This window comes from Pedobacter terrae, from assembly GCF_900100705.1.
In the GTDB taxonomy this organism is placed as follows: Bacteria; Bacteroidota; Bacteroidia; order Sphingobacteriales; family Sphingobacteriaceae; genus Pedobacter; species Pedobacter terrae.
Genome location: NZ_FNCH01000012.1, coordinates 26,728 through 51,796, shown reverse-complemented (window position 1 = coordinate 51,796; position 25,069 = coordinate 26,728). Strand labels below are relative to the sequence as shown.

The window sequence follows — 25,069 nt, the reverse complement described above, 5'->3', positions numbered from 1 at the left end:
CATGCCACAGGAAATCGTTATCAAAACCGAAAAACAGTACGAAGACAATATGATCGCCGTATTTGAACTTCAGGAAAAGGAAGATTTAACAGCGGAAGACCTGAAACAGATCGAGTTGATGCTAAAGGCAGGAGAAAAATACGAAGCGGAGCATTTGTAAAAGGCCTACTCTCAAACATCACCCTGATCCGATAGCTATCGGATTTATTTCAGGGTCCATTTATAAGGCATTTACCGCAAGAAAGATTCTGAAACAAAACAAGTTCAGGATGACGACATGAGCTAATACTCCGTGTCTGCTGTGCATCCTTAGCTAAATCGAAGAAATATGTCCTTTCACAAAATCGCTCACCAGATAAGCAATCAGCTTAGCGGTTGACTGGTTTACCCTACCATCCAGCATCCGCGTAGCCCCTTCACAAATATGTAGATAAGAAAATTTATTGGCTTTGCTCAAGATTAGCTTTCGGATCTCGTTAACTGCAAATCCAGACGGAGTTTCGGCGCTCGAAAGTATATTTTGAATACCATCCAGATCTATTTCTAAACCTGCTGTTGACCCTAACTCATCGAATAGACCATTGTCATCCCGTCCAGTTAAAATATCCTCAAAAAATACAGCCTTTAACTTAGGATTGTTATCAATCTGGCTTAAAATAGCTTCGTTATTATAATTTTGATGTAACCCATACATAAAATAATGATCAAGATAATTTTCGTTTAAAGCATAAGAAAACCCATTTCCGCTATGCCGGCCTTCCAATCCCCTTAAATCAGCATGCGCATCAATATTTAGCACATCAATTGGGGTTTTATTGGCTAAAGAAACTCCTTTGATGATTGGATAAGCATTATTATGTCCGCCGCCAATTACAATAGGGATTTTGCCCGCAGCTGTGATTTTTTCAATTATCGGATAAACGAGATCATCAATTTCAGCCACTTTATCCCGTAGTGCTTTTATAGAAGAATCACCAGGCTCGTCAATCTCGAAATGGCCCAAGACCAAAATTTCATTACCGCCTAAAAAACGGTTACTCTGAATATTTAAAAAGGCCGTTAATGCCGGTCGCCATGCCGATGCCGCTCCTGCCATGCCACCATTTGCACGCACACCAATATCTTCAGGAATGCCCAGCAACACAAATTTTGCTTTTGTATCTGGCAATTCTTCCCATGAAGATATAACAGCCACTTTTTCGCCCAGCTTAGTTTCGCCCTCGCGGTGAATAACCAAACGATCAATGTCGTGCTGTGTATATGTTTTAAGGTTATCCATTATAAATTTCGCCATTTAAGATCACTTGATCTACCTGGCTTTCGCCAAAGCTATAAGGCAGATAAGCAATTGACGGCATTGGTTTAGTGATCAATAAATTTGCTTTTTTCCCAACCGCAATACTTCCATAATCTTTGCTCAGCTCCATTGCTGCAGCACCGTTTAATGTTGCGCCATTAATGGCCTGCTCTGGAAACATCTTCATTTTAATGCAAGCTAATGAAATTACAAAATTCATATTTCCAGAAGGTGTTGAGCCCGGGTTATAATCCGTAGCCAAAGCCATTGGTAAGCCAGCTTTAATAAAGCCCTTCGCATCGGCAAACGGAATTCCTAAGTAAAACGAGCAAGAAGGTAGCAATGTTACAATTGTGTCGGCATTTTTTAACGTTGCGATCGTTTCTTCGTTACTTTCCTCTAAATGGTCAACTGAGATGGCACCATTTTCAACAGCAACCGCTATAGCTCCTGAAACGGAAAGTTGGTTGGCATGTATTTTTGGCTTCAATCCGTATCTGGCTCCAGCTTTTAATACCTGATCGGTTTCTTCAACAGAAAAGAACCCCTTTTCACAAAAAACATCAATATAATCGGCCAGTTTTTCTGCTGCTATCAGCGGCAGCATGTCATTAACAATCAAATCGATGTAACCCTGATGATTATTTTTAAACTCGGCTGGAAATGCGTGTGCGGCTAAAAAGGTTGCTTTTATCGGGATTGGAAATTGATCCTTCAACCTGCGGATGACCCTTAACATCTTGATTTCACTTTCAGTAGTCAAACCATAGCCACTTTTAATTTCAACCGCCCCGGTTCCCTGGAGGATCATTTGTTTTAACCTTTGCGCAGCACTTTGAAACAACTCATCTTCTGTTGCCTTTTGAAGTTTACGCGCAGAATTTAATATTCCGCCACCTGCTGCCGCAATTTCCTCATAGCTTTTGCCCTGTATTTTCATCGCAAACTCTTCTTCCCGGGAAGCTGCGAAAACAATATGCGTATGGCTGTCACACCAGGAGGGAAAAACATAGCGGCCTTTCGCTGAGACTTGAGATGGGAAATTCGAGATTTGAGAAGGAATTGAACTCATCTCGCCAAAATCTTTGATCAGGCCATCTTCTATCAAAAGCCAGGCATTTTCGAGAACGGGTAAATCGCTTAGTTCGTTACCGCGAAGCACCAACTTATCTTTAGGATGCAGGCCAACAAGGCCTTTTATGTTTGTGATCAGCATTTATTGGCTGGTTAATTTTTGAAACTGGATAAACTGGTGAATCGAAAAGGGTTCAGTTAACCGATTTAAACAATTAACCAGTTAACCTCAAAACTATTCTATTTCCAATAGCACCGGACAATGATCAGAATGTATAGCATCGGGCAAAATCCTTACATTTTTCAAGCGGCTCTCCATCGGTCTGGTTGCTAAATGATAATCGATCCGCCAGCCCAGGTTTTTGCCTCTTGAACCTGCACGGTAACTCCACCAGGTATAGTGATGTGGATCTTTATTAAAATGGCGGAAAGTATCAATGAAACCATTATCTAAGAATAATTGCATCCATTCCCTTTCTTCTGGTAAAAAACCAGATGAATTGGCATTGGATTTTGGGTTATGGATATCAATAGCGGTATGGCAGATATTATAATCACCGCTCACAATCAAATTTGGGATCTCTTTACGCAATTCTCCAATGTAGGCATCAAAAAACCGCATAAATTCATATTTTTTTACCTGCCTGTCATCTCCACTTGAACCGGATGGCATATAAAGGCTCATTAAAGAGAAATCATCAAAATCTGCCCTTAAAATACGTCCTTCTTTATCAATCCATTCTTGGCCGCAGCCAAATTCTACATGATGAGGTTTGATTTTAGCTAAAATGGCTACACCACTATAGCCTTTTTTCTCTGCAGGGAACCAATAATGATGATAACCCAACTGCTCAATCAGTGCAATAATTTCGGGGATTTGCGAAGGTAACGCCTTTACTTCCTGTAAACACACCATGTCGGCATTGGTGGCCTGTAACCAGCCAAAAAAGTTTTTGGTACTTGCGGCCCTAATCCCATTAACATTATAAGAGATAATCTTCATTCAGTAAATTTCAATTGTTGTGGGCGGTAAATTTAGAGATTTATTAAATAAATGCTTAGTAATTCAGATTTGCTTTCGTTAAATTTGGGTTGCAGCAAGCTAAAGAAGGTAAATTATCTCCTCATGAAGAAGTAAAAAAGGCATTCTGAGAGATTTATTACAAGCAATCGTCACCCTGAATTTATTTCAGGGTCTATCTTAGGAAAGATGCTGAAATAAATTCAGCATGACGAGCGGATTTGTAAAAAGTTAATCTATATAGATCTCTCGAATACGTTGCACTCCGCTCGAGATGACGCCAACTAGGAAAATTATTCAATCGAATAACGATTATCTTTGATTAACCCATCAATAGCTGTTTCTCCAATTTTTTCGCTTCTCTTCTTTTCAAAACAGTTACTTCCATTTTCGCGTCTTGTTTTGGCCGGTTGTTTTTATCGGTAGCCAGAGCGGCAATTTTATCAACCATATCCAAACCCACTACAATTTCTCCGTAAACAGTATAATTCCGGTCTAAATGTGGCGTACCACCTATCGTTTTATATATTTCACGCTGCCATTCCGGAATTTTGAACTTCAACCGTTTTTCTTCTACATTATTCAATTGCTGGTCGGTAAAAACTTTTCCCTGCACCAGGTAAAACTGGCTACCGCTTGATGCCTTACTTGGATTAACATCATCACCCTCCCTTGCAGCAGCTAAAACGCCTTTTTTATGGAATAAGCTGTCATTAAACTCTGCCGGGATGGTATATTTAGGCCCTCCTTCACCCAAAAGAGAATCTGGCTTTGCATTTTTAGAATCTGGATCACCACCCTGAATCATAAAATCTTTAATCACGCGGTGAAATAAAACACCGTTGTAATATCCCGATTTGGCCAACTTCACAAAATTATCCCGATGCAATGGGGTTTGATTATATAGCCTAACAATCCATTCCCCAAATTCAGTTTTAATCCGCACATATTGATTTTTAGGTTTTGCAGCAAAGGTTGAAAGTATCGAAAAGGTGCAGAGGAATAATAATATTTTCTTCATTTAATCCGTGTTTAAGGCTAAAGTAAGCTAAAAAATGAAATTCAGTAAATAATTACCGGCATTATTCGATATTTTTTCCTTTACCTTTGTATTAATGAAGTTAAAACAAAAAATAGCACTTTCTTTGGCTGTATTCTATGCAGTTAGTGTTATAGGTTTGGCTTTAAGTCTGCATTTCTGTGGAGGCAAACTAGAAAATGTTAAACTATTCAGCAACGAAGTTTCCTGTAAGTTCTGTAAGGATATCCCTAGCGAAAAGAAAGATGATGGTTGCTGCAAAAACACTCAGGTAACGGTTAAGGTTAAAGATAGTCACCAGGCAGAGGCGCAATTAAAAATGCCAAAGCTCTTTTCTATCCAGCTTTTTCTTCATCCACCAGTTTTAGCATTTTTAAACGATATTACCCCGAAATTTTTCAGTAAAATTTCAAATAAAGCACCGCCACTTTCCTCGCGGATTGCCCTGCATATTTTCAATTGTATTTTTAGGAATTAGGATTTTTCTACTTTTCCGTCATCCTGAACTTCCGCCCGGCCAGTCGGACGGGTGTTTCAGGATCTGTTTTGCTATAAGCCCCTGAAATGAAACCAGGGAGACGACAGTTTAAAATTATTCAAATTCAAAAAATCATGAAAGCAGTAAAAATATTCAGCATTATTATGCTATTCTTTGCCGTTAATGTTTCGGCACAAAAAATATCTTCAGCAGATTTACAGGTAACCGGTTTAACCTGTTCAATGTGCTCAAACGCTACACAAAAATCCTTAGAAACCCTTGACTTTATTAGTAGCGTTAAACCTGATTTAAATAAAAACATCTTTGTGCTCACCTTTAAAAAAGATGCAAACATCAATCTCGATTTAGTGCGTAAAAAAGTTCAGGATGCTGGTTTTTCAGTTGGTGGCTTAACCGCTAACTTCAATTTTAACGATGTAAAGGTAGATGATAAGGGCCAGGCAATTGTAGATGGCAACGTGTACCGTTTTGTAAATGTAAAAGATAAAACGCTTAGTGGTACCATTAAGGCCAGTGTAGTAGACAAAGATTTCATTTCAGGTAGCGCATTTAAAAAACAGGCAGTAACTGCTAATTCTGATGCTTATGTAAGCGGCACAGGTGTTGTTAACGGCAAAAAAACCCGCATTTACCATTTAATTCTTTCCTAGGATGAAGCGGATATTCGTATTAGCGCTGATGATGATCGGCGCCTATACAAATGGTTTTGCACAAGAACTATATGTATTTACAGAGCCGGCCAGTAATATGCCCACCAAATCAATTGGTGTGAGAATTACGAACGAGGGCATGTTTAATAATCCGGGTTTTGTAAGCAGGACCATTCCGGAAGTCATGTTTGGTTTTAGTAAAAACCTGATGATGCATGCGCAAGGTTTTGTGTCTGATATGGATGGCAGATACCGTTTAGAGGGAGGAAGTTTATATGCAAAATACCGGTTTTTATCATTAGATGAAGCACAAAGCCACTTCAGGGCATCGGCTTTTGGGCGGATAAGCACCAGCAGAAGGCCAACGTATACGAGAGACATTAATCTTGAAGGCGACAATAGCGGTATACAGGGCGGATTAATTTTCACCCAATTGCTACACAAACTGGCATTATCATCAACATTGGGTTATGCACATGCTTTCGAAAATAGCAACAGGCAGATTATGGGAATGCCGCAGCCCAAGAACATGTTGTCTTACAGTTTATCATCGGGTTATTTGGTTCTACCCGTTGTTTACAAAGATTATAAGCAGCCTAACTTTAATATCTATTTAGAATTATTGGGCAAAACCGATCCAGGCACCGGCCAATCTTATTTAGACATCGCCCCTGCTGTACAAATGATTTTAAACAGTACAACACGTATCGATTTTGGCTACCGTTTTCAGGCTACCGGAAATATGGATAACCGATACACCAAAAACATGTATCTGATTCGTGCAGAATTCAATTTCTTTAACGTTTTGAAATAAAATAAAACCATGATCATCCATCACCATTAAACAATATAAAAAAGATGAGAAAAATATTAGGATTAGTTGCCATCATGACGATCGCAACAACAGCATTTACTTATGCACAAAGCAAAACAGACGTAGCATTAAACCAGGTATTAACGGCCTATTACGATGTGAAAAACGCACTGGCAACGGATAAAAAAGACTTAGCCATCGAAAAAGTGAAAGTTTTATCTACAAAGATAAATGCAGTAAATCACAAAGATCTGCCAGCAGATAAGCATAAAATATTTATGGAACAAGCGGCTATTATTAAAAGTAAATCTGCTCAACTTGCTGGTTCGACCGACATTAAAGCACAAAGAAAAGCCTTTGAAGGGATTTCTTATGCCATGATTAAAACGTTGAAAGCCCTGAAATTTAACAGCCAAACCGTTTATGTTCAACACTGTCCAATGGCAAAAGCGAGCTGGTTAAATGAAAAAGAAAACATCGAAAATCCATATTACGGAAGCATGATGTTTGATTGTGGTGACGTTTCTGAAACGATAAAGTCTAAATAATGCACTTGCATATCAAAAATATGGTATGCAACCGTTGTAAAATGGTGGTTAAAGCCGAGCTGGAAAAGCTTGGCTTTAAAACGCTATTGGTTGAGCTTGGAGAAGTTACCCTTGACCAAGATGTCTCGGCAGCGGATAAGGTCAGAATTTCGGAACAACTCAGCCATTTTGGTTTCGAACTTTTGGAAGATAAAAAAATGCAGATTGCTGAGCAGCTTAAAACGGCCATCATTAATCTGGTTCATTATAACAAAGAACCGCTAAAAATCAATCTTTCTGCCTACCTCAGCGAGCAGTTAAAACAGGAATATATCAGCTTGAGCAGCATCTTTTCCGAAATTGAAAGCCAAACCATTGAGAAGTATTTTATTGCTCAAAAAATAGAGAAAGTAAAAGAAATGCTCACTTATGGCGAACTTACCTTGAGCGAAATTGCCTATCAGCTGAACTACAGCAGTGTAGCACACCTATCGGCACAATTTAAAAAAGTTACCGGAATTACGCCTTCAGTTTATAAATCTGGGTCAACAGATAGCAGGAAAACGCTGGATGAGGTTTGAGGATGTAAAATGGATGATAGGCCTGAGGTTAATCGTCAGATAGTTCATCGTCGATAGCTGATCTGCCTAAGAACCAAAAACCATTAACCACTTTTCGATCCTGAAATTTAACTATTTCACCATTAACCGATTTAAACGGTTAACCGATTAATCTATCCAAGCAATTTCTTACCATAAGTCAATACTGATTGTTCGATTCTCAACTACATTTGTATCTAAATAAAATCACTAAATATGAAAAAATTATTCTTATTTCTGATCGCTACCTCAATCAGTGTGGCATCATTCGCACAAACAAGCTGGAAAATAGATCCGATGCACTCGTTTGTTAACTTTTCGGTTAAACATATGGGTATATCTTTTGTTGACGGTTCTTTCAAAAAATTCGATGGGACAGTTACCGCTGCTAAACCAGATTTAGCCGACGCTATAATTAGCTTTACGGTTGATGTAAATAGCATTACTACTGGTGTGGATATGAGAGATGGACACTTAAAAACAGATGATTTTTTTAATGCTGAAAAATTTCCAACAATGAAATTCGAAAGCACTTCTTTCAAAAAATTAAGTGGTAACAATTATGAGTTAAGTGGTAAATTAACCATCCGCGATGTAACTAAAGATGTAAAATTTGCTGTGGTTTATGGTGGTACAGCTAAAGATCAGCAAGGCCATACTAAAGCAGGTTTCGGCGCTACGACAACCATTAACCGCTTAGATTATAATATTAAATATGATCCAACCGGTGCAGGGGTAGCAAAAGATGTTGCAATCAAATTAAACCTGGAATTTGTTCAGGGAAAATAATATCAAAATCGTCATCTCGACTGGAGTGCAGCGAAATGGAGAGATCTTTTAACCCGTAATAGTTAGAAACTTCAAGGATTTCTCCACTTCGGTCAAAATGACGATTACTTAAATAGAATACCCATGTCTGCACTATCCCAATTCAGAAACTTTACTCAACGTTTGCCGCAAACGGATTTAATGCCAACGCTTTTTATTGGCCATGGCTCACCAATGAACGGCATCGAAAATAATGAGTTTAGTGAGAGCTGGGTAGATTTGGCCAAACATATCCCTGTTCCAAAAGCAGTTTTAGTGGTATCGGCCCATTGGTACACACATGGCACTTTTGTAACTGCAATGGATTTCCCAAGTACCATTCACGATTTTGGTGGTTTCCCGCAGGCACTTTTCGATGTTCAATATCCTGCTTCGGGCGACCCAAAGTTGGCCGCTGAAATCCCTGGTTTAATCCATTCAACACCAGTTGGCTTAGATCACGACTGGGGTTTGGACCATGGCACCTGGACGGTAATTAGGCATATGTATCCAAATGCCGATATTCCCGTTTTGCAATTGAGTATAGATTATACCAAATCGCCCGCGCAACATTATGAAATTGCCAAAGAAATTTATGCCCTCCGCAAAAAAGGTGTGTTGGTTATTGGCAGTGGCAATATGGTGCACAACCTGCGTATGTTAAGCTGGGAGATGATTAACGGAGGTGGCTATGATTGGGCAATTGAAATGAACGATAAATTCAAAAATTTAATTGCAAATGGCGATCATCAGCCCTTGATCAACTACCGTAACCTCGGTACCGATGCCATGTTGGCCATCCCAACGCCAGAACACTATTTGCCGCTTATTTATACGCTTGGTACGAAAAAGGACAAAGATGAGGTTTCTTTCTTTAACGACAAAGCGGTTGGCGGTTCGTTAACCATGACTTCGGTTTTGGTAGGGTAATATAGGGTTTAGGGTTTAGGGTTTAGGGTTTAGGGTTTAGGGTTTAGGGTTTAGGGTTAAACGAATCACTAAAGGAACTTGTTTTAGCTGTTTAAACGGAGTTTAAACCTTAATTTTCTTAACTCCTTAATGGTCAAAAGTATATTTTGTAAATTTCCATTAAGAAATTAAGGTCATGAAGGAAATATCCTACACTAGATTTCTCCGCTACGGTCGAAATGACGATCTCTGGCAGAATGAAAATCCAAAATTCTATAAAACTTTATGATTATTCTGTAACGCTTTTGGCCTTACGAAGCCGTAAATTTGCATTAAGATTTTAATCATGACACATACCTATCAACTTACAGGAATGACCTGTGGCGGTTGCGAAAATAAAGTAAAAAGTAGTCTGCTTGTTTTACCAGATGTAACTGCAGTAGAAGTTTTCAAAGACACCAATTCAGCTACCATTAGCATGGATAACCATATTGGCTTAGATACCTTACAACAAGCTTTGGGAGGTAGTGAAAGCAAATACCAGATTTCAGTAACCCAACATAGCGAAACGCTTGAAGAAGCAAAATCATGGGCAGAAACCTATAAACCCATTTTATTAATTTTTGGATATGTTACCGCAATTTCATTAGTGGTTTCATGGCAGAACAATGCGATCAATTTTATGGTGTTTATGCGCATTTTTATGGCAGGTTTCTTCCTAACCTTTTCTTTCTTTAAAATGCTCAACTTAAAAGCCTTTGCCGAAAGTTATGCCATGTACGATATTGTAGCTAAAAAATTCAGCGCCTGGGGTTATATCTATGCTTTTATCGAATTAGGTTTAGGTTTATCTTTTGCATTAAACCTATCGCCTGTTACGGTGAATTGGGTCACCCTGATTGTCATGACGATCAGTATCCTTGGGGTTCTGGAAAGCGTTTTAAACAAAAAGAAAATTCAATGTGCTTGTTTAGGGGCGGTGTTTAACTTACCGATGAGTACCGTAACTATTGTTGAAGATGCAATCATGATTGCCATGAGCGCAGCCATGTTAATTTTGATGTAGTTAGATATTGTTTTCTTTTTTTAACGTGATCGTCCCCCTGAACCAAGCCTTTGCGAGCTCACCGAAGTTAATTTATTTCAGGGCCTTTCATGCTAAAAAGATGCTGACCACGAAGTAGCTAGCAGACCTTTAAACGACATAAACAGCTAATAAAATAAATCGAGCCATCGGATCAGCATGACGAATCGTCTATTGCCGCTTATACCTAAACTCTGATTTTCGGCTTTTGCCATTCCGCTCGCCTTCAATCCAGGCGAGCATTTCATTTTTACCCAGGTTTTGATAAACTATTCTTTGCGGAAAATCGTGTGCCGCATTTTCGAAAATATAGATCTGATCCTTTTTGGAAATAAGTTTAAAACAGACTTCTTTACCTTCATTCTGATTAGCAACCGTTGAACAATAGAAAACCTCTTTTCCTATTTTTCTGATCTGTAAGGTTTCCGTAAGTATGCTATCTCCCTTTGCAGTGACGCGATAACTCTTGCCTTCCAGTATTTTATTGGCACCATGGCTCCACTGCTCCACAATTTTGCCTTTTAGCGTTTGCATTTCCCATGAGCCTAACACAAAAGAAAAAGTTTTTGAGGGATCTTTTTGCGCTTTAACATTGCTGTAAAAACCAACAAAAAATAAAATCGAGGCGTATAAATAGATTCTTTTCATTTTGTTATCGTATTGGTAATATGTGCTAAGTGGTGTTTTCCGTGCCATGCGTACATGCCCAGCATATTGGCTAAAGTAAGTTCTTTATTTTGGGCCGGATGAATGTATTTCCGTTGGTAATCTTCAATTTTTAATGTTCTTAAAAAAGCAACCCAACGCTGATGTAATCCCGCTAACAGGTCAATCGACAATTTAATATCACCATTTTTGGCTTCTTCTGTTTCCGCCCAGCGCTCTTCAAAATAAGGTCTGATTGTCGGAATGTCTTCAGTTATGGCTTGTTTAAAACGGATATAGGCATTGATATGGCTGTCCGGAAGGTGATGAACAACCTGCCTCAATGTCCAGCCTTCCGGGCGATAGGTTTGATCCAGTTCGTCGTCGGTTAAATTTTCTATAGCCTTTTTAATTTGGCCTGGTAATGTCTCTATTTCAGAAATCCATACGTCAACCTGCTTTTGATCGAAAATATCAGGCATAGTAAATTGACCGATAGGATATTTAAGTTGTTCTAAATCCACGGAACCAAAATAAGGAGAATTATCGAGTTTTAATTACAAAGATTCACGAACTGCAGGAGGTCTTACAAGAAAGCTTTTCGTATCTGTTGTTATAAATATCTAATATTGGCTTCACATATCGATTCCCCTGACATTACACATTAAGTTTAGTTAAAATGCCGCCTTTTCATTAAAAATTCATTCATTTAAAGCATATTGCATTAAATTTTGATAAAAATATGAAAAGACTGTTTTTTGTTTTCGCATTCATAATTCCTTTGGTTATCCATGCCCAAACCATAAAAACAGATGTAATAGTGATCGGTAACGGAGATGCCGCTTATGCCGCGTCTTTTCAGGCTTTTAAATCGGGTGTAAAAACCATCCTGCTTAACCAAAAAGAACAGTTGGATTTAAGTAAAATGCCTGAAAATAAAAGGGCTCTACTCCCTTTTTATCAAAGTTTTTTAAAATGGGAAACGGAAAATGCAAAAAGCCTGGAAACGCCAAAACCTAAACCAGATAAAAAAAACCGGGCGAAAGTAACTGTTGTAGATAGCACCTTACTCCTAGACGTCATTAACAACACGTCTTACACAGAAATTAAACGTTCTGGCAATGGTTGGGAAGTAAAATTGACGCAAGATAAAAGCATTAAAGCCAAAGTGCTTGTGCTGGCCGATAATCGTGAAAAACTACTGGCTGCATTAAAAATCTCCACTTTAAATCCTGCCTCTTTAAGTCCATTAAATTATAGCGAAAATACTTACCGGACAACGGTAACTAAAGTAGCTTCAGGAGCCAGCTTTTTATCTCTATACAGCTTATTGATCCCAGATCAGGAAAACTTGCTTTATATCGCTAATGATCAATTTGAAATTGGGCAGGCAGCTGGAGCAACAGCAGCTTATGCCACCTTTTTTGACACTAAAACCAGCCTTTCAAACTTAAAAAGTATTCAGGCTGAATTATTGGCCTACAAGCATGCATTAATGCCTTTTGAAGACGTAAAAACGACGGATTCTAACTGGTTGGCCATCCAAAAAATTGGTATAACCGGCATTATTAAAGCGGAAATAAAGCAAAACAAAGCCTATTTTAATCCTGAAAAAGAGGTGACCTATGATGAGATCAGGCAACCAATCAAAGATTATTATTACAAGGCCCAAATCTGGTTCGATGATCATCAGCATATACCTATTAATTTAGAAAACACTATTTCTATGGTGTGTTATGTAGGGAATAAATCAGTTGATGCCACAAAAGCTGCGTTACAAAAAAAATGGAATAAAAATTATAGGTTTAACTCCAGATACGAACTTAAAAAAGTTTTGACCAGACGCGAATTGGCTGTTATCATTAATGATTTTTTGGAAACTTTTGATAAAGTGAACGTAGATAAAACCGGAAGGGTGATCCGTTAGTAATTCACCGTAAATTCCCACAGATTTAAGTACATATTTCGAATCTCATCTGTGCTCATCCTTTTTATCTGTGGTTAACTTATACGCTTGAAGGCATGTAACATTTCCATTTCCTTCTAAAACTTGCATGCTCATTCCCTAAATTGCAGACAAACCTAAATTCATGAAGAAATATTTACTTTTCCTTTTGCTTTGCACGGGCGAATATGTTTTTGCACAACAATTGGCGCCCTTAACAGTTGAAAAAATTATGCGGGATCCAAAATGGATAGGTATTGCACCAACCAATTTTCGCTGGACTGCAGACAGCAAAACCCTTTATTTTAACTGGAACCCAGAAAATAAAAACAAGGAAGAGTTATTTAAGATTTCGGCAACTTCTGCAAAGCCAGTTAAAGCAGCAGAAAAGGAAGATGAAAAATTATTGAGCTTAAATTACACCTACAATGCAGATCGTTCCCTTGGCTTAGTTGAAAAAAGCGGTGATATTTATTTACAGAACTTCAAAACGAATAAAGAAACGCGATTGACCAACACACAGGAAAGGGAAAGCAATCCGGTTTTTTTGACCACTGGCAATGTCGTTTATCAATTGGGCGATAATCTTTTCATGGTTAATTTAAAATCAGCAGAAACCAAACAGCTTACCAATTTTGTGAAAGGTAAAAAAGCCGGAAAAGCAGAAAGCAAACCGACTACAGAACAGGATAAATGGCTAAAAGCACAACAGACAGCGCTTTTCGATATTATTAAAAAGCGAAATGCTGAAACCAAAAACGATTCCCGTGGCGGAAGAGGACGCTTTGGAAATACTGATGCAGATACAAAACCGCTAAAAGAACTTTATACTGAAGATAAGTTTTTAAACGGCGTAATTATTAGCCCGGATGCACATTTTATTACATATAAATTAACCACGCCTGCGCAGAATAACCACAATACCATTGTTCCTAACTATGTTACTTCCTCTGGTTATACAGAAGATATTCCGGGTAGAACAAAAGTTGGGGAAAATGAAAATAGCTCGCAGGGTTTTATATATGATACACGCCGTGATACGGTTTATGCCATCCAAACTTCAACCATTCCGGGTATAAAGGACCTGCCTGATTACCTGAAGGATTATCCAAAAGAATTGGACACTTTAAAAAAGAAAAACGCTGACCGTCCTGTAAATTTCTTTGGCCCGCTCTGGAATGATAATGGAAGTACGGCCATTATCGTAGCAACTTCTACCGACAATAAAGACCGCTGGATTTTAAAACTGGATGCCTTAACCGGCAAATTTTCTTTAATAGACCGCCAACGAGACGAAGCCTGGATTGGTGGGCCCGGCATTAGTGGTTTTTACCAGGGCAATACCGGATGGATAGACAACAACCGTTTTTATTATCAAAGCGAAGCAACAGGATATTCACACCTTTATGTAGCCCATGTAAATACTGGAGATAAAAAACAGCTTACATCTGGCAAATGGGAAGTACAATCGGTACAGTTATCAAAAGATAGAAATACGTTTTATATCAAAGCGAATAAAGAGCACCCTGGTATCACCAATTTCTTTAGAATCGGCGTAAACGGTGGCGAACTAGTGCAGATTACCACCATGAAGGGTTTAAATGACATTACGCTTTCCCCTGATGAAAAATACCTGGCCATTAATTATTCTTTTATGGATAAACCAGGAGAATTATACCTACAGCCCAATAAAGCAGGAGCTAAAGCTGTAAAAATCACCCAATCTACATCTGCTGAATTCAATTCTTATAAATGGCGGCAACCAGATCTGGTAAGTTTTAAAAACCGTTACGGCGCCGATGTGTATGCACGGGTTTATAAATCAGCCAATCCACACTCTAACCACCCTGCAGTAGTTTTTGTGCATGGTGCAGGTTATTTACAGAATGTACACTTTGGCTGGAGCACTTACTTCCGCGAATTTATGTTTAACAATTTACTGGCCGATAATGGTTATACGGTAATCGATATCGATTATACCGGAAGTTCGGGCTATGGGCGCGATCACCGCACGGGGATTTACCGCCATATGGGCGGAAAAGACTTGACCGATCAGGCCGATGGGGTTAAATTTTTGGTAGAGAAATACGGGGTTAACCCGAAGCATGTGGGTTTATATGGCGGATCTTATGGTGGTTTTATTACCTTGATGGCCATGTTTAACGAATCGGATGTTTTTACCAGTGGCGCCGCGTTACGTTCGGTTACCGATTGGGCACATTATAACCATGGCTATACTTCGAATATTTTAAACGAACCTTTCAACGACCCGATTGCCTATAAAAGAAGTTCGCCGATTTACTTCGCAGATAAATTAAAAGGCAATTTATTAATGGCACACGGAATGGTAGATGTAAATGTGCATTTTCAGGATATTGTGCGCCTATCGCAACGTTTCATAGAATTAGGCAAAAATAACTGGGAACTGGCTGTTTACCCGGTAGAAGACCATGGTTTTATCGAGCCAAGCAGCTGGACGGATGAGTATAAAAGGATATTTAAATTGTATGAGAATACGTTGAAGAAATAGCCCTTTCTTTTATTAGGTCGTCATTGCGAAGAGGCTTTTTCAGCCGAGGAAGCAATCTTACAACGATCGCTAACAGCGAGCGCTGTAAGATTGCTTCGTGCCTTGCAATGACGACGTTTTTATATGAAGCATCTGCAGCCTATGAAACAGATGCTTCGTACCTTAGCATGACAGCAAAGAACTAAAATAGAATCCCGCTATACCTCATAAAAAAGATATAGTTTTCGTCTATATCGTTATCAATAAATACAATGAACTATTAATGAAACGGGGTTGATAAACAACTGTTTTAGCCTTACCTTTGTGCCAACAAAATTAAAGACAAAAAATTATGGCAATAGTAGGTAAAAAATTCCCAAGTGTTAGTATTGATGCAATGTCAGACATGGGTGATGACTTGAAAATCAACGTATTTGAAGAAGCTGTAAACAAAAATAGCAAAGTGTTATTATTCTGGTATCCAAAAGATTTTACTTTTGTTTGCCCTACAGAATTACACGCTTTCCAAGCTGCTTTACCTGAATTTGAAAAAAGAAATACAATCGTTATTGGTGCATCTTGCGATACCAACGAAGTTCACTTCGCCTGGTTAAATACCCCAAAAGATAACGGTGGTATTGAAGGTGTTACTTATCCGATTTTAGCAGATACCCACAGACAATTATCAGGTATCTTAGATATTTTAGATCAGGAAGTGAACTACGACGAAGAAGGAAACGAATCTTTCTCAGGTTCTAACGTAACTTTCAGAGCTACTTACTTAATTGACGAAACTGGTAAAGTTTTCCACGAAAGTGTTAACGATATGCCACTAGGTAGAAACGTTAAAGAATATTTGCGTTTAATTGATGCTTATGCTCACGTTCAGAAACATGGCGAAGTTTGTCCTGCAAACTGGGAAGAAGGAAAAGAAGCAATGAATGCAAACAGAACTGGCGTAGCTGAATATTTAGCCGCTAACTAATTAAACAAAACGTTATGTTTTTAGAATTAACAGAAGATAATCTTCAACAGTACCTTGCCGATAACTCAAAGGTAATGGTTCAGTACGCTGCATCCTGGTGTGGTAACTGCAGGATCATGAAACCTAAGTTTAAAAAACTGGCATCGGAGAATGAAGATGTAGCTTTCCTGATTGTTGATGCCGAAAAACTTCCAAACTCACGCAAATTTGCAAACGTTGATAATTTACCAACCTTTGCAGCTTTTGAAGGCGGTGCTTTGGTAGATCAGGTACAAACCAACAAAGCAGAAGGCTTGATTGAACTATTTAATAAGATAAAGTAATGAAGATTCCAGTTATAAGACAGTTATTTCAAAACACCACTCCGGCACAACTGGAGACTACTTTAGAGGTTTTAGAGGCCTTCTGCGAATTTAGAGGCGTTAGCGAGCATGAAGTTGATGTGGCAGGTGAAATGATTACCAATATCTGCGGTGCACTAGAGGTACACCAGATGGTAAGTGAGGGTGCTGCTGAAAAAGACGCACTAAATGCTTTCGGCCAAAAAGTGATGGGGTCGATTGATAGATAATCGTCTTAAGCATTAAGCTGGCTTTTTCAAAATATAAAATCCCTCGTTGATGAAAAAATCAGCGGGGGATTTTTTGTTTAATTGCAGGCGTCATTGCGAGAAGGCTTTTTCAGCCGACGAAGCAATCTTTCCTACCTTTAGCAAAACATTTCCTTAAAGATTATTTTGTCATGGTTTTTGGAAAGCAAGGTTCGGCTTTTCATAGGTTTAAGCATTCCTGCTTTCCGTCCAGCCGATAGAAAATCGGCATTCGTCCATCAGGTTTAGCTGGCAAGGTTTTGTCATCCTGAACGCAGTGAACGCCTGCGAAGCAAGCATGAATGCCGAAAACCTTAAATACAAAATGAATAATCTGCAGCCAAAGGACTACAGGATCAATGATAAGCAGTCAATTTCAATGCCTGCTACTATGCAAAAGATTCTTCGTGCCTACCATTGACAGAATCCACTAGTTCTGTCGTCATTCTCGCGCATGCGGGAATCTTAATGCAAGCGTTTTAAGATTCCCAATCAAGTTGGGAATGACGATTTCTCGAAGGATATTACTAATTAATTTTTATCTGTCACTCATATTGATTTTTATATAATAAGTTATTCCTCAAAATGACAGCTGGCAATAAAAAAGGTCTGTGAGGACACAGACCTTGGTTTATATTTAACCTCGCAGGTTTCTGAAACCTATGAGGTTTGGCTGAAGCACTAAGCTAAATTCCTACCAGCATTTACAATACCAAATACTGTTCTAACCGCAAGCTTTTCTAAAGCCTGCTGGTCTTTCTCGTTCTGATCATGCTGTAGTTTTTCTAAAGCAAAATGCTGGATCAATACCAGTGGCAAAATAATTTTCTCGCGTGTAGCGATCGATTTTTTATCTACCGGATAGTTAGCCATTAGGGTTTCCTGTCCTGAGAGTTTTAAAAGCATCTCTTTCGCTAATTTATATTCTTCGTGTAATTGAGTCCAAAATGCACCAAACTCTTTATCTGCGGCTAAATGTGCGGTTATGGTAAAGTCTGATTTACTCATACTCATCATACAATTATCTACAATAGTTTTTAAGTAATCAGAATCCTGATAAACTTTAACCACCTTATCCCAGTTGCCTGCTTTCTCTTGATTTTTCATCGCAGTACCCATTCCATAAAAACCCGGTACATTTTGTTTTAACATACTCCAGGCCGTAACGAAGCTGATGGCTCTTAAATCTTCAAGTTTCATTTCGCCACCACCATTTCTTTTTACCGGGCGACTGCTGATATTAGCCTGTGATAATAATTTAAGTGCAGATAATTTCTCTAAGTAACTAACAAATAATGGATGTTCACGCAAATCGACAAATGCTTTGTAACCATCTTCTGCCATTGCATCGAGCAATGTTTTATTTTCCGGATCTAAAAGTACATTGTGTTTCTCTTTTAAGCCTGATGAAATTCCGGCATTAATTAATTGTTCAATATTAAATTCAGCACTTTCTACCGAACCATACTGAGAACTGATCGTCTGCCCCTGAACGGTCAACTGCATGTTTTTGTTTGCAATTTCTTTACCCATTGAGGCATAAAAACGGTGTGTTTTGCCACCACCACGTGCAGGAGGTCCGCCACGACCATCGAAGAATGCCAGTTGAATGTTATGTTTGGCAGAAATGGCCGACAATGAGGTTTTTCCGTTAAAAATAGACCAATTGGCCATTAAATAACCACCATCTTTGGTACTATCAGAATAACCGAGCATAATATCCTGTTTATTGCCACGGCTGGCCAAATGTGCTTTATAAAATGGATTGCTATACAAGGTATCCATAATAGCAGCAGCGCCATTCAAATCGTTAACGGTTTCAAAAAGTGGCACAAAATCAATCGTTAATGATTCTTTGCTCCAACCGTTCCAAAGGAAAAGTTCAATCAACTGAAGAATATCACTCGCCTGCTGGCAATTGCTGATAATAAAACGGTGACAGGCTTTTTCGCCATTGCGTTTTTGAATCCCCTTGATTCCTTTAATTACCTCAATGGTATCCTCAATTAAGGCATCAGGCTCACTTGCGTAAACGATGGTGGCTTCTTTAAAAGAAATCAGGCTCAGTTTTTCAGCTTCTGATAATTTATCATAATCAGCAGGATATAACGAAGAAATAGGCTTATTAGCGCGGCAATATGCGTGCACACTCCTTAAAACGCGGCTATCCTGACGGATATCTAATGAGGCAAAGTAGTTGCCGTATAAATCTATTTTGCGGATCAGATTGTTAACCAGATCAACAAACAGACCTCCGTGTTCTGCCAATAAAGTTTCTTTAATTTTATTCAGGTTATCTCTTAATTCATCAGAAATATCATGTAGCTCACAGGCCTGATCGAAAGCGTTCTGATAAAGTACATCATGCAGTTTTGCTATATTTTCTTCAACGCCTCTAAAAGTGATGCGGCGTTTAATCACTCTGAAATCCCGGTAATAACAGCGGAACAGAATTTGCCGTAACATTTTAGAAACTTCTAAGGTTGTATCGGCGTGGATATTTGGATTTCCGTCCCGATCTCCCCCTGGCCAGAAACCCAGTTCTAAAATTTTCTTGGTCTCCAGGTTATATTCATCCAGGTTCTGGTCTATTTCTTCCTGAATGTTTGCTGCTGCAAAATAAAAAGTATTTTCTAAAAACCAGGCCAGGTTTAAGGCTTCATCAACCGGCGTTGGCGATTTTTTGTTGAAAAATGGCGTTTTACCCAGTTGCTGTAACAGCGAATTCATCGAGGTAAGATCGTTATCCCTAATGGCCTTAGTTAAATCGGTAATAATAGCTAAAACACTTCCGGGATAAAACTGCGTGGGATGTGCGGTTAAAACCAGACGAAGCGAAAGTTCATCGATCAACTCCTCAATTTTCGATAACATTGGTTTGTTATCTGCATTCTTCTTTAAAATGTAGGCCAAAGTGCTTTGCTCGTCTGTAGTATTTAACTTGGTAAAAGAAGCATCCTCTACGGCATCAAAAAGCACCACTTGCCGTTCGATATACTGGATGAAACGAAAAAGCAGGTCAATAATATCTTTACGCTCGGTATAACTGGTATACTTGGCGAAAAATTCTTCAATAATCTGTGCAGGTTTTTCTCCATTGGCGATACCTTCTTCACAGCTTTTAAAAAACAAGGGAAGCAATGTTCCGGTATCCTTAATTTTGTAAAAAGGTAAAGTGAGAAATAAACTGTTAAACAGTTCGAATTTTGAGATTACCTCATTATTAAAAATAGATTCACGGTGCGTAGTTAAACGAAGTTTCGGCATAGGTTATGCAATAGTTTTGTGTACCGTAATACTACAAAAAATGCATAAGGTATTAAAATTCTAAGGCTTACAATTTGGAAAATTGTAGAATAAATTTTATTTTTAGAATCTTATTTGGCCACCATGTGGTTAACTAAGAACATTTGCAATGTTTAAGGGCATTGCATTGATTGTTAATTTTTTGGGTTAAAACAGCCGATGTAATAAAATGCACCGGCTGTTTTTATTTTTTGCCATTATTTATGGCATTTCTTTGCAAATTTTAGTGCACATCGGCAGGAATGTTTGCATTTTTCTTAAACTTTTGAAGATATAAGAGCGGGATGGAGAACAGCATAATCAAGCCGGCAACCCAATAAGCATCATCATAAGTCAGTAACATGGTTTGCCTGGTTACGATTCCTTCCATCGCCTTTGCTGCCATAATTTTGGCATCGAACAAGGTCTGGCCTTTAGCCATAAAACCTTTGATCAAACCATTAAAACGATCAACAAATGGCTGGTTATAATCGTTAAGATTAGTCAACAGGTTGCTTCTGTGAAAACCTGATCGGATGTGGATCAACGTGGTTAAAGCTGCGATACCAAACGAACCGCCCAACTGGCGCATCATATTATTTAAACCCGAACCCTGACCAATCTCTGGTCCTTTCAAATCCTGAATAGCCAGGGTAGTTAATGGCACAAACAATAAGGCCATGCCTATCCCCCTGATGACCAGTGGCAAAAAGAAATCGCCGGTACCTGATTGAAGCGTTGATTTACTCAGCATCCAACAGAAAATAAAGAATGCTAGCATACCAAAAGTAGCCATAAACTGTGCAGGAATACCTTTTTTTAGCATAATACCAATAAAAGGCATCATTACAATGGTACACAAACCACCAGGGAATAACAGTTCTCCTGTTTGCAGGGCCGAAAATCCCAGCAAATTCTGGCAGAATACCGGAAATATAAATACAGAGCCATATAAGCCGAAGCCTAAAATAAAAGAGGTAAACATACCCACAGAAAAACTTCTGTGCCGCATGATCTTAAAGTTCACAATGGGGTGGTCGGTACTCATTTCCCTCCAGATGAAAAGCAATAAGCCAAATACCGATGCCGCAGCCAAAGCTGTAATGTAAGGGGTAGCGAACCAATCTTCACTCTCTCCTTTTTCGAGTAATGTTTGTAAACTACCTACTGCAACAGCCAATAACGCGATACCCCACCAATCGACAGGTTGACCCTGCCCTTCTTTCGGGGTGGCCCGCACAAAGGAATAAGTACAGTAGGCCGCGAGTATTCCGACGGGAATATTCACATAAAAAATCCACGGCCATGAACTAATATCCAAAATATATCCACCAATGGTTGGTCCAACGGTTGGTCCAACTACCGCACCCAAACCAAATAAGGCTGTTGCGATACCTACATCTTCCCGTGGCCAGGTTTCGATAAGAATAGCTTGCGCTGTTGATATTAAACCACCACCGGCCAATCCCTGAATAATTCTGAATAAAATAAGCTCGTTTAATGAAGTGGCGTTTCCGCATAAAAAGGAAACGAGTGTAAACACAATAATAGAGGTAAGAAAATAATTTTTCCTGCCGAACCGGTTACCCAACCAGCCCGACATTGGCAATACAATAACGTTTGCTACCGCATAGCCGGTAGAAAGCCAGGCCACATCCTCCAGGGTGGCGCCCAGGTTTCCCTGTATCTGTGGAATTGCCACGTTTACGATAGTTGTATCAATCAACTCCAACAAGGAAGCTGTGATTACCGTAAATGTAATAATCCACTTTTTTAAACCTACTTCGGCCATTTTTAATATTATTTAGTAGAAACTGAAGCTTTAACGCTCATTCCTGGACGTAATTTAGTCAACAGTTCTTTTGATGGATGGATTTTGATTTTTACCGGAACACGTTGTACAACTTTAACGAAGTTACCGGTAGCGTTATCTGGAGGCAATAAAGATCCTTTTGCACCTGTAATTGGTGAAAAGTTATATACTTCGCCCTCAATTTTTTGATCAGGATAAGCATCTACTTCAATCTCTACTTTAGAACCCTCTTTAATTTTTTCCAATTGAGTTTCTTTAAAGTTAGCCGTTACATAAATACTTCCGTCGTTTACAATAGAGAATAAAGATTGGCCTGCCTGAACCAGTTGTCCTTTTTGCACATTCTTTTTAGAAACAATACCAGTTGCAGGTGCTTTAATATCGGTATAAGATAACTGAAGCTTAGCAAAATCGATATCACTCTGGCGCTGACTAATTACATTGCTGCTCACCGCCAACTGCGATTGTGTAGTACCCACTTGTTTAACCGCTGCATTATATTGATCTACTGCGGCCTGGTAGGCTGCTTGTGCTGATTCTTTAGCTGCTTTTGCCTGGTCGAAAGCCTGTTGGGTAATCGATCCGTCTTTAATCAGATTGGCGTAACGGTCGTAATCTTTTTGAGCCAGGTTTAATTTAACCTTTGCTGCTGCTACGTTTGCCTTTGCTGTGCTGGTATTGGCTGTAGTTGCAGCAATTTGAGACTGCGCCACACCAACACCTGCTGTAGCACCCTTTTGGCCAGATTGTGCCTGTTCTAATTTTACTTTGTAATCGTTATCATCAAGTTTAACCAAAACCTGTCCCTCGGTTACATGTGTATTTTCTTCAAAACTAATATCCTTTACATAACCGCCAACGCGGGCCACAACAGGACTAATATCACCATCAATCTGTGCATCATCTGTATCTACGTGTTTGCTATAATAATTCCATTCTACAATCCCGAAGACTATACCTATTACTAGTAAAACACCTAAAATGATGGGTACTACTATGTTCTTTTTTTTCTTTTCAGTTGTCATTGCTGTATTTATTGCGTTATTTTTCCTGTTGATTTTAATAAGGTATAGTAAGCCAAACCTGCGTCTGCCTTGGCTATCTCCAAGTTTATTTTTGCCTGATATAATAAGGTTTCGGCATCGATACGGTCGGTAACTGAAGCCACGTTGTTTTTGTATTTTGATGCCAATAATTTATCGTTTTCTGTCGCCTGAGCAATTGAGGTTTCCAAAACCTGGATTTTGTTCATGGCCACCTGGTAATTTTGAAAGTTTTTATTGATATCTGTTTTTACCTGATCAGACAAAATGTCCTTCTGGATAGTAATTTCATTCTGTTGGATTTTTGCCTGGCTTACTTTGTTTTTATTTGTCCAGAGGTTTCCGAAATTCCATGAAACCGTTGCGCCTACCGTAATGGGCATGAGGTATTGGTTTGCTGGCGGAATAAAATTACCGCTTGGGTTAATATAGTACAAATTGGCTCCAACACCAACGGTAGGTAAAGTATTTGCCTTAACGGTTTTGATATTAAAATCGGCAACTTTGTTTTGCACATCAAGTTGCTTTAACTCCTGTCTGTTAGCCATTGCCATGCTAATGTATTCGTTTAACGAACCTGATACTTTTGAGCCTGCGGTTGGATCAACAATCTTAACTTCTGTATCTTCCGGTAAACCTAAAAGGATATCCAAGTTATAGTTGATTACTTTACGGTTGCTTTCTATATCCATTTGGGTTAGCGTAACATTTGCCTGTTGCAATTGAAAACGCAACACATCATTTTTGGTTACAATGCCCTGTTCGAAGAAACGTTGTGCCTGTTTAATTTGTGCGGCAATCGATTCTAAATTCTGATCAACTACTTTTCTGCTTTGTAAAACCTTATATAAAGAATAGTAGGTATTGATAATCGCGTAAGTGATTTCTTCTTTACTCTTATCGGCATCCAAATGTGCAACCTCTGCCAATAATTTGGTCGATTCTTTTGCATATTTTAATTTACCACCACCATAAACAAGTTCTTGCACTGCCGCTGTACCTACAAAGGCATCGGCCCTTTTAGGCAGGCGGAAAGATGATCCGCTACCAGGCAAAGCAAATGTTGTGGTCGGTATTTCGGCGTGGTTGTACATAAAGCTTGCATTTGCTGTTGGCAAAGCATTGTCTTTTACAACTTCGAGCTGGGCAGCTGCCTGATCGATCTTGTTTTGAGAAAGTTTTAAGTTTTTACTATTGGCTATGCCAAGTTCTATTGCCTGGTTGATATTTAATTCTTTCGGACCCTGTGCAAACAAAGCCGCTGGAATTAATGATGCCACAAGCATTAATCTTATTGATTTGGGTATCATTTTTTTGTTGTTAAATAAACTGTTGTTAGATCTTGTAAGTGAGCGATTGCCCGATCCTTAATCATTTTTTTATCTTTTGGGTTATTCAGGTCAAAGTTGGAACATGGCATCACTTTCTGAGGTGCAATAACAATATTGGTAATCGTACCCATAATGGTCGCGATCACCATCCGTACATCTACTTTATTAAAGGTGCCATCTTCAATCCCACCGGTAATAATCCGGTCAATAAGCTGCATGTTGTGGCTCATGGCATCCTTAATTTTATCATACATTGCTGGTCTCTGAGTTAAAGAAAGCTCCCGGTGCATCATTTTATGAAATGCAGTGTTACTTAAGATCCTATTTACATAACCCTCTATAACTCTATGCAATTTTTCTAATGCCGAAATCTTATCTTCATTGATGATTTTTAACTGAGAAGCAAAACCAGCAATACGCTCATTCATAATCTCTACAAAAACCCCTTCTTTAGAACCGAAATAATAATTTATCATCGCCATATTTGCTCCAGATTCCTTAGCAATCTGCCGGGTAGAAGTACCTTCATAACCCGTTTCGCAAAACAGCTTTTCAGCTGCTTCAAGAATGGCTTGTCTTTTATCTACTTTTTCTGTTTTCATTT

At 38.8% G+C, this 25,069-nt stretch carries 25 protein-coding genes; 14 read left to right on the top strand and 11 right to left on the bottom strand.

Annotated elements, in window-relative coordinates; genetic code table 11:
* Position 1 precedes the first annotated feature (1 nt).
* Positions 2–160, top strand: a complete 159-nt coding sequence (locus tag BLR60_RS24900) for a hypothetical protein (protein WP_167354761.1) — start codon at positions 2–4, stop codon at positions 158–160.
* Between the two features lie 153 nt (positions 161–313).
* On the opposite strand, the gene BLR60_RS15545 is transcribed toward BLR60_RS24900, so the two are convergent.
* From BLR60_RS15545 to BLR60_RS15530, 4 genes are all read right to left on the bottom strand, one after another.
* Positions 314–1,294 (bottom strand): formimidoylglutamase, encoded by a 981-nt coding sequence (locus tag BLR60_RS15545; protein ID WP_244155677.1) that lies wholly within the window; start codon positions 1,292–1,294, stop codon positions 314–316.
* Complete coding sequence (gene hutI / locus BLR60_RS15540) at positions 1,272–2,513, bottom strand: imidazolonepropionase (protein WP_090501429.1); 1,242 nt, start codon at positions 2,511–2,513, stop codon at positions 1,272–1,274. Before hutI ends, BLR60_RS15545 begins: the two co-directional genes overlap by 23 nt.
* Positions 2,514–2,606: 93 nt before the next feature.
* Positions 2,607–3,374, bottom strand: a complete 768-nt coding sequence (locus tag BLR60_RS15535; protein ID WP_090501427.1) for an exodeoxyribonuclease III — start codon at positions 3,372–3,374, stop codon at positions 2,607–2,609.
* A 340-nt stretch (positions 3,375–3,714) separates the two neighbouring features.
* A complete protein-coding gene (locus BLR60_RS15530; protein ID WP_090501425.1) occupies positions 3,715–4,413 on the bottom strand; it encodes a peptidylprolyl isomerase in 699 nt (232 codons plus the stop codon).
* Between the two features lie 94 nt (positions 4,414–4,507).
* Between BLR60_RS15530 and BLR60_RS15525 the strand changes: the two genes are divergently transcribed.
* The 8 genes from BLR60_RS15525 to BLR60_RS15490 all read left to right on the top strand — a co-directional run bounded on the left by BLR60_RS15525 (position 4,508) and on the right by BLR60_RS15490 (position 10,302).
* Positions 4,508–4,909 (top strand): HYC_CC_PP family protein, encoded by a 402-nt coding sequence (locus BLR60_RS15525; RefSeq protein ID WP_090501423.1) that lies wholly within the window; start codon positions 4,508–4,510, stop codon positions 4,907–4,909.
* Positions 4,910–5,043: 134 nt separating this feature from the next.
* Positions 5,044–5,580 (top strand): heavy-metal-associated domain-containing protein, encoded by a 537-nt coding sequence (locus tag BLR60_RS15520; protein WP_167354760.1) that lies wholly within the window; start codon positions 5,044–5,046, stop codon positions 5,578–5,580.
* A 1-nt stretch (position 5,581) separates the two neighbouring features.
* Positions 5,582–6,394, top strand: a complete 813-nt coding sequence (locus BLR60_RS15515; protein WP_090501419.1) for a hypothetical protein — start codon at positions 5,582–5,584, stop codon at positions 6,392–6,394.
* Positions 6,395–6,438: 44 nt separating this feature from the next.
* Positions 6,439–6,942 (top strand): DUF3347 domain-containing protein, encoded by a 504-nt coding sequence (locus BLR60_RS15510; protein ID WP_090501417.1) that lies wholly within the window; start codon positions 6,439–6,441, stop codon positions 6,940–6,942.
* Entirely contained in the window at positions 6,942–7,502 is a 561-nt protein-coding gene (locus tag BLR60_RS15505) for an AraC family transcriptional regulator (protein ID WP_090501415.1), read from the top strand. Before BLR60_RS15510 ends, BLR60_RS15505 begins: the two co-directional genes overlap by 1 nt.
* Before the next feature lie 234 nt (positions 7,503–7,736).
* The gene (locus BLR60_RS15500; protein ID WP_090501413.1) at positions 7,737–8,309 is read left to right on the top strand and encodes a YceI family protein; all 573 of its coding nucleotides are present in this window, start codon (positions 7,737–7,739) and stop codon (positions 8,307–8,309) included.
* A 123-nt stretch (positions 8,310–8,432) separates the two neighbouring features.
* A complete protein-coding gene (gene ygiD, locus BLR60_RS15495; protein ID WP_090501411.1) occupies positions 8,433–9,257 on the top strand; it encodes a 4,5-DOPA-extradiol-dioxygenase in 825 nt (274 codons plus the stop codon).
* 325 nt (positions 9,258–9,582) lie between these two features.
* Positions 9,583–10,302, top strand: coding sequence for a heavy-metal-associated domain-containing protein (locus tag BLR60_RS15490; RefSeq protein ID WP_090501409.1), 720 nt, complete (start codon positions 9,583–9,585; stop codon positions 10,300–10,302).
* Between the two features lie 189 nt (positions 10,303–10,491).
* Here the strand turns inward: BLR60_RS15490 and BLR60_RS15485 are convergent, their stop codons facing one another.
* On the bottom strand, positions 10,492–10,968 hold the full coding sequence (locus BLR60_RS15485; RefSeq protein ID WP_090501407.1) for a DUF6265 family protein: 477 nt from the start codon (positions 10,966–10,968) through the stop codon (positions 10,492–10,494).
* On the bottom strand, positions 10,965–11,489 hold the full coding sequence (locus BLR60_RS15480) for a YfiT family bacillithiol transferase (protein ID WP_090501405.1): 525 nt from the start codon (positions 11,487–11,489) through the stop codon (positions 10,965–10,967). Before BLR60_RS15480 ends, BLR60_RS15485 begins: the two co-directional genes overlap by 4 nt.
* A 218-nt stretch (positions 11,490–11,707) precedes the next feature.
* Between BLR60_RS15480 and BLR60_RS15475 the strand changes: the two genes are divergently transcribed.
* The 5 genes from BLR60_RS15475 to BLR60_RS15455 all read left to right on the top strand — a co-directional run bounded on the left by BLR60_RS15475 (position 11,708) and on the right by BLR60_RS15455 (position 16,975).
* A complete protein-coding gene (locus BLR60_RS15475) occupies positions 11,708–12,892 on the top strand; it encodes a hypothetical protein (RefSeq protein WP_090501403.1) in 1,185 nt (394 codons plus the stop codon).
* Positions 12,893–13,055: 163 nt separating this feature from the next.
* On the top strand, positions 13,056–15,440 hold the full coding sequence (locus tag BLR60_RS15470; protein WP_167354759.1) for a S9 family peptidase: 2,385 nt from the start codon (positions 13,056–13,058) through the stop codon (positions 15,438–15,440).
* Between the two features lie 331 nt (positions 15,441–15,771).
* The gene (locus BLR60_RS15465; protein ID WP_039479644.1) at positions 15,772–16,404 is read left to right on the top strand and encodes a peroxiredoxin; all 633 of its coding nucleotides are present in this window, start codon (positions 15,772–15,774) and stop codon (positions 16,402–16,404) included.
* 14 nt (positions 16,405–16,418) lie between these two features.
* Positions 16,419–16,727, top strand: a complete 309-nt coding sequence (locus tag BLR60_RS15460) for a thioredoxin family protein (RefSeq protein ID WP_039479645.1) — start codon at positions 16,419–16,421, stop codon at positions 16,725–16,727.
* A complete protein-coding gene (locus tag BLR60_RS15455) occupies positions 16,727–16,975 on the top strand; it encodes a DUF6952 family protein (protein WP_010599336.1) in 249 nt (82 codons plus the stop codon). Before BLR60_RS15460 ends, BLR60_RS15455 begins: the two co-directional genes overlap by 1 nt.
* Positions 16,976–17,674: 699 nt before the next feature.
* Here the strand turns inward: BLR60_RS15455 and BLR60_RS15450 are convergent.
* From BLR60_RS15450 to BLR60_RS15430, 5 genes are all read right to left on the bottom strand, one after another.
* Entirely contained in the window at positions 17,675–20,260 is a 2,586-nt protein-coding gene (locus tag BLR60_RS15450; protein WP_090501401.1) for a phosphoenolpyruvate carboxylase, read from the bottom strand.
* A gap of 262 nt (positions 20,261–20,522) precedes the next feature.
* Positions 20,523–22,070 carry a DHA2 family efflux MFS transporter permease subunit gene (locus tag BLR60_RS15445; RefSeq protein ID WP_090501399.1) on the bottom strand — a complete coding sequence of 516 codons (1,548 nt, stop codon included), beginning with the start codon at positions 22,068–22,070 and terminating at the stop codon, positions 20,523–20,525.
* 8 nt (positions 22,071–22,078) lie between these two features.
* A complete protein-coding gene (locus tag BLR60_RS15440; protein ID WP_090501397.1) occupies positions 22,079–23,116 on the bottom strand; it encodes an HlyD family secretion protein in 1,038 nt (345 codons plus the stop codon).
* 8 nt (positions 23,117–23,124) lie between these two features.
* Entirely contained in the window at positions 23,125–24,444 is a 1,320-nt protein-coding gene (locus BLR60_RS15435; protein ID WP_090501395.1) for a TolC family protein, read from the bottom strand.
* The gene (locus tag BLR60_RS15430; protein WP_090501393.1) at positions 24,441–25,067 is read right to left on the bottom strand and encodes a TetR/AcrR family transcriptional regulator; all 627 of its coding nucleotides are present in this window, start codon (positions 25,065–25,067) and stop codon (positions 24,441–24,443) included. Before BLR60_RS15430 ends, BLR60_RS15435 begins: the two co-directional genes overlap by 4 nt.
* Between the last annotated feature and the right edge of the window lie 2 nt (positions 25,068–25,069).

What these genes read in the sequence shown, in the direction of transcription:
- BLR60_RS24900 (WP_167354761.1), top strand. Translation starts at nt 2, where the DNA reads ATGCCACAGGAAATCGTTATCAAAACCGAAAAACAGTACGAAGACAAT.
- BLR60_RS15545 (WP_244155677.1), bottom strand. Translation starts at nt 1,294, where the DNA reads ATGGCGAAATTTATAATGGATAACCTTAAAACATATACACAGCACGAC.
- hutI (WP_090501429.1), bottom strand. Translation starts at nt 2,513, where the DNA reads ATGCTGATCACAAACATAAAAGGCCTTGTTGGCCTGCATCCTAAAGAT.
- BLR60_RS15535 (WP_090501427.1), bottom strand. Translation starts at nt 3,374, where the DNA reads ATGAAGATTATCTCTTATAATGTTAATGGGATTAGGGCCGCAAGTACC.
- BLR60_RS15530 (WP_090501425.1), bottom strand. Translation starts at nt 4,413, where the DNA reads ATGAAGAAAATATTATTATTCCTCTGCACCTTTTCGATACTTTCAACC.
- BLR60_RS15525 (WP_090501423.1), top strand. Translation starts at nt 4,508, where the DNA reads ATGAAGTTAAAACAAAAAATAGCACTTTCTTTGGCTGTATTCTATGCA.
- BLR60_RS15520 (WP_167354760.1), top strand. Translation starts at nt 5,044, where the DNA reads ATGAAAGCAGTAAAAATATTCAGCATTATTATGCTATTCTTTGCCGTT.
- BLR60_RS15515 (WP_090501419.1), top strand. Translation starts at nt 5,582, where the DNA reads ATGAAGCGGATATTCGTATTAGCGCTGATGATGATCGGCGCCTATACA.
- BLR60_RS15510 (WP_090501417.1), top strand. Translation starts at nt 6,439, where the DNA reads ATGAGAAAAATATTAGGATTAGTTGCCATCATGACGATCGCAACAACA.
- BLR60_RS15505 (WP_090501415.1), top strand. Translation starts at nt 6,942, where the DNA reads ATGCACTTGCATATCAAAAATATGGTATGCAACCGTTGTAAAATGGTG.
- BLR60_RS15500 (WP_090501413.1), top strand. Translation starts at nt 7,737, where the DNA reads ATGAAAAAATTATTCTTATTTCTGATCGCTACCTCAATCAGTGTGGCA.
- ygiD (WP_090501411.1), top strand. Translation starts at nt 8,433, where the DNA reads ATGTCTGCACTATCCCAATTCAGAAACTTTACTCAACGTTTGCCGCAA.
- BLR60_RS15490 (WP_090501409.1), top strand. Translation starts at nt 9,583, where the DNA reads ATGACACATACCTATCAACTTACAGGAATGACCTGTGGCGGTTGCGAA.
- BLR60_RS15485 (WP_090501407.1), bottom strand. Translation starts at nt 10,968, where the DNA reads ATGAAAAGAATCTATTTATACGCCTCGATTTTATTTTTTGTTGGTTTT.
- BLR60_RS15475 (WP_090501403.1), top strand. Translation starts at nt 11,708, where the DNA reads ATGAAAAGACTGTTTTTTGTTTTCGCATTCATAATTCCTTTGGTTATC.
- BLR60_RS15470 (WP_167354759.1), top strand. Translation starts at nt 13,056, where the DNA reads ATGAAGAAATATTTACTTTTCCTTTTGCTTTGCACGGGCGAATATGTT.
- BLR60_RS15465 (WP_039479644.1), top strand. Translation starts at nt 15,772, where the DNA reads ATGGCAATAGTAGGTAAAAAATTCCCAAGTGTTAGTATTGATGCAATG.
- BLR60_RS15460 (WP_039479645.1), top strand. Translation starts at nt 16,419, where the DNA reads ATGTTTTTAGAATTAACAGAAGATAATCTTCAACAGTACCTTGCCGAT.
- BLR60_RS15455 (WP_010599336.1), top strand. Translation starts at nt 16,727, where the DNA reads ATGAAGATTCCAGTTATAAGACAGTTATTTCAAAACACCACTCCGGCA.
- BLR60_RS15450 (WP_090501401.1), bottom strand. Translation starts at nt 20,260, where the DNA reads ATGCCGAAACTTCGTTTAACTACGCACCGTGAATCTATTTTTAATAAT.
- BLR60_RS15445 (WP_090501399.1), bottom strand. Translation starts at nt 22,070, where the DNA reads ATGGCCGAAGTAGGTTTAAAAAAGTGGATTATTACATTTACGGTAATC.
- BLR60_RS15440 (WP_090501397.1), bottom strand. Translation starts at nt 23,116, where the DNA reads ATGACAACTGAAAAGAAAAAAAAGAACATAGTAGTACCCATCATTTTA.
- BLR60_RS15435 (WP_090501395.1), bottom strand. Translation starts at nt 24,444, where the DNA reads ATGATACCCAAATCAATAAGATTAATGCTTGTGGCATCATTAATTCCA.
- BLR60_RS15430 (WP_090501393.1), bottom strand. Translation starts at nt 25,067, where the DNA reads ATGAAAACAGAAAAAGTAGATAAAAGACAAGCCATTCTTGAAGCAGCT.